This is a genomic window from Sedimentitalea nanhaiensis DSM 24252 (genome assembly GCF_000473225.1).
Taxonomy (GTDB): domain Bacteria; phylum Pseudomonadota; class Alphaproteobacteria; order Rhodobacterales; family Rhodobacteraceae; genus Sedimentitalea; species Sedimentitalea nanhaiensis.
The window spans coordinates 1-8,721 of the sequence record NZ_KI421510.1 but is presented as its reverse complement, the minus strand read 5'-3'; the positions used below and the strand labels follow the sequence as shown (position 1 = coordinate 8,721).

At 55.5% G+C, this 8,721-nt stretch carries 8 protein-coding genes; 5 read left to right on the top strand and 3 right to left on the bottom strand.

Annotated features, from left to right (window positions below):
* A partial coding sequence (gene istB / locus NANH_RS27155) for an IS21-like element helper ATPase IstB (RefSeq protein ID WP_036051532.1) occupies positions 1–499 on the top strand: 499 nt, incomplete at its 5' end.
* Between the two features lie 50 nt (positions 500–549).
* On the opposite strand, the gene NANH_RS0123735 is transcribed toward istB, so the two are convergent.
* The 3 genes from NANH_RS0123735 to NANH_RS0123725 form a co-directional block, all read right to left on the bottom strand.
* Complete coding sequence (locus NANH_RS0123735; protein WP_027264262.1) at positions 550–858, bottom strand: transposase; 309 nt, start codon at positions 856–858, stop codon at positions 550–552.
* Positions 859–1,045: 187 nt separating this feature from the next.
* Complete coding sequence (locus tag NANH_RS0123730; RefSeq protein ID WP_211237135.1) at positions 1,046–2,473, bottom strand: hypothetical protein; 1,428 nt, start codon at positions 2,471–2,473, stop codon at positions 1,046–1,048.
* Entirely contained in the window at positions 2,470–3,438 is a 969-nt protein-coding gene (locus tag NANH_RS0123725) for a PDDEXK family nuclease (RefSeq protein WP_027264260.1), read from the bottom strand. Before NANH_RS0123725 ends, NANH_RS0123730 begins: the two co-directional genes overlap by 4 nt.
* 159 nt (positions 3,439–3,597) lie before the next feature.
* On the opposite strand from NANH_RS0123725, the gene NANH_RS0123720 reads away from it, so the two are divergent.
* The 4 genes from NANH_RS0123720 (at position 3,598) to NANH_RS0123705 (ending at position 8,645) form a co-directional block, all read left to right on the top strand.
* Positions 3,598–4,989 (top strand): Fic family protein, encoded by a 1,392-nt coding sequence (locus NANH_RS0123720; RefSeq protein ID WP_027264259.1) that lies wholly within the window; start codon positions 3,598–3,600, stop codon positions 4,987–4,989.
* The gene (locus NANH_RS0123715; protein WP_027264258.1) at positions 4,977–6,728 is read left to right on the top strand and encodes an SIR2 family protein; all 1,752 of its coding nucleotides are present in this window, start codon (positions 4,977–4,979) and stop codon (positions 6,726–6,728) included. Before NANH_RS0123720 ends, NANH_RS0123715 begins: the two co-directional genes overlap by 13 nt.
* Positions 6,729–6,874: 146 nt before the next feature.
* Complete coding sequence (locus tag NANH_RS0123710; RefSeq protein ID WP_211237134.1) at positions 6,875–8,149, top strand: argonaute/piwi family protein; 1,275 nt, start codon at positions 6,875–6,877, stop codon at positions 8,147–8,149.
* A gap of 25 nt (positions 8,150–8,174) precedes the next feature.
* Entirely contained in the window at positions 8,175–8,645 is a 471-nt protein-coding gene (locus NANH_RS0123705; protein ID WP_027264256.1) for a DUF6602 domain-containing protein, read from the top strand.
* Positions 8,646–8,721: the final 76 nt, after the last annotated feature.

The following is an 8,721-nucleotide window of genomic DNA, read 5'->3' as shown; positions in this document are numbered from 1 at the left end:
CATGGATGGGACCGAAAACGTGGTGCTGATCGGAGGCCCAGGAACTGGGAAATCGCATGTCGCCACCGCTCTTGGCATCCAAGCGATCGAACATCACCGTAAACGCGTCCGCTTCTTCTCGACGGTTGAGTTGGTCAATGCGCTGGAGCAGGAAAAGGCCCAAAACAAGGCGGGGAAGATCGCTGAGGCGCTGGTGAAAACCGACTTGGTGATCCTGGATGAGTTGGGATATCTGCCGTTCAGCGCTTCGGGAGGCGCGTTGTTGTTCCACCTTCTCAGTAAACTCTACGAGCGCACCAGCGTCGTCATCACCACGAACTTGAGCTTCAGCGAATGGGCCAGCGTGTTCGGCGATGCGAAAATGACCACCGCGCTACTCGACCGCCTTACCCACCGCTGCCACATCCTGGAGACCGGCAATGACAGCTATCGGTTCAAGGCCAGCTCGGAGACAGCGAAAAAGAAACGAAAGGAGACAGCAGCATTGACGCCATCATGACGCAAAGAACATAACAGCTGGGTGGGTCAAGTCTCGGTGACAATGCCGGGTCAGTTCTCAGCGACAATCAACACCGCCGGCTTCGCTTCAACGACAAGCGCCGCGAACATCGGGGCGTCAGCCGTCTCGGCGGGCAAAGCCAGCGCGCCGGCCATCAGCTTCTTGCGCCAATCGTAGACCTGCCAGCGGGTCACCGTGTGCCGCCGCGCGACGTCGGCGACCTTCGCTCCGGGCATCATGCTTTCCGCCGCGATCCGCGCCCGCTCCGCCTCGCTTCGAAACCGTCGGCCTGACCGGCCCTCGAGAACCTCGATCCTGCCCGCGTAGCCACCCGTCGAGCCGTCCAAAGAGACGTCCATTTTGCCGTCCTATCCTGTCTCACCTCGACAGCAGGACTCGCACAGCCAGCTTCAACGCGGCAGGAGGGGATCAGCGTGGCGCTTACGAATTGTTGGCTGGTTCTGTCTTCGATGTCTTGTTCCCGGAAGGTGCGTTCCAGCGTCTCAAGTTGACCGAGGATGGGCAAAGCGCCTGACGGGTTCGCGATTACCTACGACTGTCTGGATCTGGCAAGAAGTCTTCCAGTGTGGGGATGCGATCATCCTCGTTCAGAATGCGTGTCTGTGACCAGAGAATTGATGTCTCATAGAATGCACGACACACCACTTCCCCGTTTTCTTCTACCCAATGTGTTGCTTCGGGGATCAGAGCCTCCGGAAGTGGGTGCCGAGCATGTGGATTGTGAAATACCTCGAGTTCCGCGCACCAGGGTTCATAACCTTGTGGCCAGAGCGATCGATACTCATCGCTCGTGACATCGAGGCAAAACGGTATCCCTTTCAACGCGCCCGGTGTTCGATCAAGAAAATTTCCGATCCGAAAGTAGCGAAAGCCCTTGGTGTCCGCTCCCGCCGAGATCGGAACCCGGCTCAGTTTTGAGATAGAGCACGCATTCGAGAAGATCACAGCCGACAACTCAGCGTGCCTTTCATCGGTGAACAGGCCGGCCGGAAACGGGTTCTCACCCAGAAGTTCGGTTCTTTCAGTCGGCACAGCCACTCGCTGACCATCAATGTCTTTTGGCTCTGCGCCTAGGCCGTAAAGATAGCCCACGAGTGCTTCGCGACTCCAGATCATCGACGCGGGAGCGTGAAAATCAGCGAGGGCAATCGCAAAAGGCATGTCTTTGACATGCGCAAGGCGATGATAGCCCTTCTGCAGTTTGCTTCCCAAAGTCTTGGCAAATCGTACCGCGGCTGTACCGAAGAAAAGCTCCTCACGGGCTTCTGGTTGGACACTCGGTGCAGCGTTCACGTGGTCATACGGGACGGGTGGATTGGCCGTCACGGCTTCCACCCACGCCGGTCCGCCTTTGCGGTTTTCGATCCGAAAATCAGGGGAAGGATGCGGCTGTTCCACGAGCAAACCCTGTTCGCGAAAACTCGCCAATAGCTGCGCCTCCCAGAGGCGCGTGTGGAAGTTGCCTGTCTGGCAATCTCCAGCCCAGTTTTTGTCCGGATTTGGCATCGCTAGGTACAGCTGATTGAGTGTCCAAGCCGCCACGTGATGGGATGGTGTACTCAGTGCGCTAAACACCTTGCTCGGCTGACGATTGCCTATGTCGTGCAATGCCGGCCGAGGGGCGGTGTTGGCTGGGAGTGCTTCCTTTTGCTGATTGCAGCCAAGTAGTCGCTCCAACTCTTCGAGGGCCGCGTTCTGTGATGCGATGCCGGTCTCTGCCTCAACCTCCACCCACACGCCGTCAACCCGTCGCCGCATGACAAGGACACCAAAATCCGGTGTTTGCACATGCTGGGTGATGACACCGTAGGCAATGCCATCTTCGCTTTGCCACGCTCCAATGGGAGGCCGCATGCCGAAACCATGACCGCGTGGCAAAGCAAGGGCGTAGAGATCGAAGAGCGACCGCGGCAGAAGCTTCAGCGTGTGTGGGCCTTCGTTTGCGCTGTTCATCGAGGCACAAACTCCGGCCAGCTAAGGGGTTGCTGGTTGATAATGATGCGAACCACTTTCTGCTCAAGCGCACGTTGCAGGGCTTGAGTAAAGTTGGTCATGTTGCTGACGACAGATTCACGCCTGATCGCATGCCTCCAATTGATCTGCTCGCCGTCCTGAAGCGGCCAATTCAGCAGATGAACCAGGGCCATATGGCCAAACATCATGCCGTCATCTTCTCCGGCGACGAACTGCATCTCGGTGTGGGTCTCGGAATGAACCTGATGCTCCGACAAATCCCATGTGGTAAAAAGAGTTGTGACATCGTTATCCAGTGCATCTGCAGGTGTCCCGCCTGCAGAAGTGAAGCCGACCTTATCGACACGCATCTGCCATTGTTCGTTTAGGCCATCCTCCGTCTCTTCTGATGCGAGGAGTTTCTCCTTTTTGAAGCGTAGATGAACACCTGCTCCAGGCGCTATCTTATAGGCGACATCCCCCGCGAGAATGCCGAGCAGGCTTTCTTTGATCGCTGCTTCATACCGGATATTGAAGTTCTTTTTCGCCTTGGTGAGGTGCCGCGCCTCGAAGAGCGTCCAGATGCCGTGATATTTCCAAGCTATGAGCAGTGGCATCTGCAAGACGTCCGCATAGGCTTGCAATCGTCCAAGGTAGTCGGGTTTGAATGAAAGCGTCGGGGTCTTCTTCGATTTGACCTCGATAAGCACTGGCCCTGAATTTTCGTACATCGCGAGGAGATCGGGGACCTGATAGTCTTCACGCGATTTACTCGGCGCTTGGTGCTGGTCAAGTTTGTGGATCAGGCGTGTCTCGCCAAGCCAACTGCAAACGGCAATGAACTCGTCCTCTGCTGGTAGCCCGCGATCCAGGCGGCGGACTTGCTCAGCGATATGACTTGGATTGGCGTCCCTGCCAAGTTCTGCGAGCACCTCCTGTATCAGTCTGTCGTCATCGTCTGCCATTGCGGCCTTTCTGGGCGAACTCGCGGTTTTCCGCCTTCGTTGTGCATGCTGCTACGCGCAACAATGGTTGCGCCTACAAGCGATTCTTGCGCCTATACTTGAAAATTGCGCGTAAACCAGCATAGTTGCGTCTATAGCATGCGCGCAAGAAAGACGACGATGGCCAACAAAGTCCCGAACGATGCCCTCAATGAGCTGCTCGACGTCGTCGCCGGTCATCCGGACGGCATCGCTGCACCTGGCATTGCTGAGAGACTGACGGAGGACATCCCTCGCCGAACCCTGCAATACCGGCTGAAGCAGCTTGTCGCCAAGGGACAGCTACATATGGAGGGCAGCGGTAGGTGGGCGCGATATCGTCTGGCAACTAAGAATAGTCTGGCCAGGACCGAACTGGATGGCGAGGCACTCGACTATAGAGATCTCATTCCCTTGTCGGAAGAGGGAAAGCGCATTCGGGACTACGTCCAAAAGCCTGTCGCGGCACGCAAGCCAGTCGGTTACAATCAAGAGTTCCTGAACCAATATCAGCCAAACACATCCTTCTATCTTGGAGACGAGGATCGCGAACGGTTGGAACGGATCGGCAAGCCACAAACGTCCACGCAGCCCGCCGGTACTTACGCAAAACTCATTCTCAATCGTCTACTGATTGATCTTGCCTGGAACTCCAGCCGCTTGGAAGGCAACACCTACTCGCTCCTCGATACGAAGCGACTGATCGAATTTGGTGAGGAGGCCACTGGACGAGAGCATGTTGAGGCTCAGATGATCCTTAACCACAAAGACGCCATCGAGTTTCTGGTGGGCTCAGTCGAGGAAGTCGACTTCAACACTTACACGCTTCTCAACTTGCACGCGCTTCTCTCAAACAACCTCTTGGCCGATCCAGTCGCTTCGGGGCGCCTGCGCTATATCGCAGTTGGCATAGAAAGGTCCGCGTTTCATCCACTTGAGCTACCCCAAAGGATTGAAGAGTGTTTCAACCAGCTCCTTGCCAAGGCCTCGAAGATCGAAGACCCGTTTGAGCAAGCCTTCTTTGTTATGGTGCATATTCCCTATCTTCAACCGTTTGATGACGTGAACAAACGCGTCTCGCGTCTCGCCGCCAATATCCCCCTCATTCGACGCAATCTCTCTCCACTCGCATTCACTGACGTGCCACAACGCGCCTACACGGACGCTGTTCTAGGGGTCTACGAACTCAACGACACGGCTCTTCTCAGGGACGTCTTTCTTTGGGCCTATGAACGCTCCGCAGCCCAATACGCTGCCGTCAGGCAGTCTCTGGGGGAACCGGATCCGTTTCGATTGAAGTATCGCACGCAAATCCGCGACGCTGTGGCTCAAATTATTCGCTCGAAGCTTGGACGCAGTGAAGCTGCACGCCAGATCGAAAAGTTGTCTGCAGAGGGTATCGCAGCAGAGGATCGAGAAATCTTCGCGACTGTGGTTGAAGATGAGCTTCTCGGTCTTCACGAGGGGAACTTCGCGCGGTTCCAGGTGCGACCATCCGAGTTTCGCGAATGGCAGAGAGTATGGATGAAGTAGTGACCAATAGCGCGTATCCCGTTGTAGAGGCCGATGACTTCGCCCGCCGATTTTCGATGCGATCAGGAAAGCTCATGTGGCTCTTGGGTGCCGGCACGTCGGCGTCAGCGGGGATCCCAACCGCATGGGACATGATCTGGGAATTCAAACAGCAATTATATGTCAGTCAGCGGCGCGTCGCCTTAAACACGGTAGCAGACCTCTCGAACCCAGCGGTCCGACGGCAGATTCAGGATTTCATAGCTGGTCAGGAGGCGTTTCCGGACCCAGACTCGCCAGAGGAATATGCCGTCCTTTTTGAGGCAGTATATCCAAGCGAAGCAGACCGGCGAACTTACATAGATGCGAAGATTTCTGGGGCCAAACCATCTTTCGGACACGTTGCTCTGGCGACCCTCATGAAAGCTGGGCATACCAAGCTTGTCTGGACGACCAACTTCGACCCCCTTGTCGCGGATGGTTGCGCAAAGGTATTTGGTGGCACTGGCAATCTAACGACCGTGGCACTCGATGCGCCTGGCATCGGTCGCGAGACAATCAACGGTGAGCGCTGGCCCGCAGAAATAAAACTGCACGGCGATTTCCGGTCACGTCGCCTCAAGAACACTGGAGACGAGCTTCGCCAACAAGACGCGACACTTCGCGATCTTCTCGTCGGCACTTGCACCCGTTCCGGCTTGGTAATCGCGGGGTACAGCGGACGTGATGAGTCGATCATGAACACTCTTGAGGAAGCGCTGGAACATGCCTCACCCTTTCCCAGCGGAATTTTCTGGCTGCATCGCGGCGAAGGCGATCCGCTCGACAGAGTATCTTCATTTCTATCAGCTGCTTCAGAAAAGGGCGTCGATGGCGGACTTGTCCGGGTTGAGAACTTTGATGAGTCTCTGCGTGACCTCGTGCGCCTCATTCCAGATCTAGACACAACACAGTTGGACGAGTTCGCCTCAGAACGTTCTGTAGTTTCAGCGCCGCCCCGCATTTCAGGCAAACGGGGCTATCCGGTTATTCGGCTTAATGCGTTGGAGGTGAAATCTCTACCGACAATCTGTCGGCGTGTAGAATGCAATATCGGCGGGTATAAAGAGGTAGCGGAAGCAGTAAGTGCCGCGGGAGTTGATGTCCTTGCAACACGATCTGCAAAGGGTGTTCTCGCGTTCGGTTCTGACAGCGATGTCCGCGCCGCCCTCGCAAACGTCAGTATTACAGAGTTCGATCTCCATGAAATCGAAACACGCCGCCTCCGCTACGACAGTCAGGAACGAGGCTTGCTCAAGCAAGCTATCTCGCGGGCTTTGGCGAGAGAACATGGTCTCACAATAAAACATCACCGCAGCGTCGATTCTCTAAAGCCAGCAGATGTTACAGACGAAAGATGGGCCCCTCTGAAGCGTGTCGTCGGCAGCCTTTCAGGTAGCGTGCCAGCACAAGCTGATTTGACTTGGCAGGAGGGCGTTATCGTAAGGCTCGAATGGGCTGACGACAAGTTATGGCTCGTCTTTGAACCGCGAACACTCTTGGAAGGTGTGACCGAAGAAAATCGCGCTGCCGCGACGGATTTCTCACGTGAACGAAGCGTGAGACGATACAACAGACCGCTCAATGAACTTGTTTCTTTTTGGGGTGATTTGCTCTCGGCCGAGGGTCGAGAGCTTCGTGCCCTCAACGTGAGGACCGGAGTTAACGCCTCTTTCACACTCGGAACAACCACCGCTTTCTCAAACCGGTCGCGCCTATGACAAGCCAAGTTTCGCCGCATCTTTGGTTCCCTGAACCCAGCCTGTCGTTTCATCCCGATCATGCTGGAGACGTCGATACACACCCCTTGAGAGGACTGTTGCGATACGGCCCGTATTCGGCTGGCCTTGTCCCAGACCCAATCCGCGTGGCGACAATCTCCCCATCGGGAGAAAGCCAGCGTCTCTATGACTTCATGAAGGCACTTAACAGCAAGTTCGATCCTACTGAACGGCGAGATTATCTTCCGCCTTGGCCGGGATTTCGAAGCGTGTTCAACCTCAATATGCGAGCAGCTGAAAAAGGGTGCCATATCCAATTGGATGAGCGATTGGAGCACGAAATGACTGACTCCGGCACACCGCATATTGTCCTCTCGTCGCGTCTCACACGGGCGCTGCAAGCACTCGACGCAATGCGTGAGCGCTTCGATGTTATCTTCATCTATGTTCCGCAATCGTGGTCGGCCGGTTTCTTCGGCAACACTGATGAGGACTTTGATCTGCACGACCACCTCAAGGCGGCAAGCGCAGCGCGACGGCTTCCAATCCAGCTTGTTAGAGAGGACAGAGCGCTGGCGTACCCCCACAAAGCAAGTGTCATGTGGCGTATTGGCTTAGCACTCTATGCAAAGGCAGGTGGCGTTCCTTGGAAGCTGGCTGATTCAGATCCAGATACGGCTTACATCGGGATTTCCTATGCAGTACGGCCCGTCGAATCTGATAAACCTCGCTTTGTGACATGCTGCAGTCAAGTTTTCGACGGCGATGGTGCGGGGTTAGAGTTCGTAGCCTATGACGCTAACGAGGTTGATGTGCAGCGCGATAATCCGTTCTTGTCTCGCAACGAAATGTTCCGGGTCATGACACGCTCTCTTGACCTCTATCGGCGCAGACACGCAGGACGAACACCTCGGCGTGTTATCGTCCACAAATCGACGGAGTTTAAGTTCGAAGAGATCGACGGTTGTATGGAAGCACTGCACCTGTGTGAAGCCGTCGATCTGGTTCAAATCGTTGAAGACGTTCCGTGGCGGGGTGCGAAGATTGACCCGCCAAGAGGCGCTAATCGAAAGGGAGCGCCTGCAGGATATCCGGTCGATCGTGGTTCACTTTTGGGTCTTGGACCACGCGAGTGCCTCTTGTGGATGCATGGCAATGTCGCCGGCATCAATAACTCTGGCTCTTACTTTCAAGGTTCAAGAAGCACACCAAGACCGATCAGGCTTGTGCGTCATGCTGGCCACGGGCCGTGGGATGACACCGCACGGTCTGCTTTGGCGCTGTCCAAAATGAACTGGAACAATGACGGCCTCTACGACCAGCTCCCGGTGACGATGAGTTACGCCAAGGTGCTTGCACGGGTCGTCAAACGAATGCCCGGCCTTGGAAAGGCACCTTACCAGTTCCGGTTCTTCATGTAGCCGTTGTTTGGGCGGTGAGCGCGTTATGATCACATCATTTGCAGAATTTCTTGAGCAGCTCCAAGCAAAGGAAGCAGAACTTCTCGCCGCGGAATCGGTGCAACACGCGCCAACGATTGGTGATATGTATGAGGGCCTCACCCGTGAGCTTGTTCAACGGGCGATTCCAAAGGAGCTCAATCTTCGCCTTGTCGACGGTTTTGTCATCGGTGTTGACGGAAAACACAGTCATCAAACCGACGCAATGCTCGTCAAAGGGGACCGTGGTCGTCAGCTCCCAAAAACGGATACGTGGGAATGGCCGATCGCTGACGTCCTGGCGGTGTTTGAGGTCAAGAAAAACCTCTACGGGAATGAACTTGTCGACAGCATCAACAAGATGCGAACCATCTCGCTCCAGCAAAAGGAACGGCTCTCCGAGAACAGGCAGGTTCATCTCGGTCCGTCGAACAGCGCGTTCGCCCGACTTTTGGGCCGGTCTGTTGATTGTCACTGAGAACTGACCCGGCAACTGCAGAAATTGTCATTGAGAATTGACCCATGTGCAACCTTGCCCCTGCTTGATTCAGCTG

Coding starts and splice junctions, on each gene's coding strand:
- NANH_RS0123725 (WP_027264260.1), bottom strand. CDS start 3,438: ATGGCAGACGATGACGACAGACTGATACAGGAGGTGCTCGCAGAACTT.
- NANH_RS0123720 (WP_027264259.1), top strand. CDS start 3,598: ATGGCCAACAAAGTCCCGAACGATGCCCTCAATGAGCTGCTCGACGTC.
- NANH_RS0123705 (WP_027264256.1), top strand. CDS start 8,175: ATGATCACATCATTTGCAGAATTTCTTGAGCAGCTCCAAGCAAAGGAA.
- NANH_RS0123735 (WP_027264262.1), bottom strand. CDS start 858: ATGGACGTCTCTTTGGACGGCTCGACGGGTGGCTACGCGGGCAGGATC.
- NANH_RS0123730 (WP_211237135.1), bottom strand. CDS start 2,473: ATGAACAGCGCAAACGAAGGCCCACACACGCTGAAGCTTCTGCCGCGG.
- NANH_RS0123715 (WP_027264258.1), top strand. CDS start 4,977: ATGGATGAAGTAGTGACCAATAGCGCGTATCCCGTTGTAGAGGCCGAT.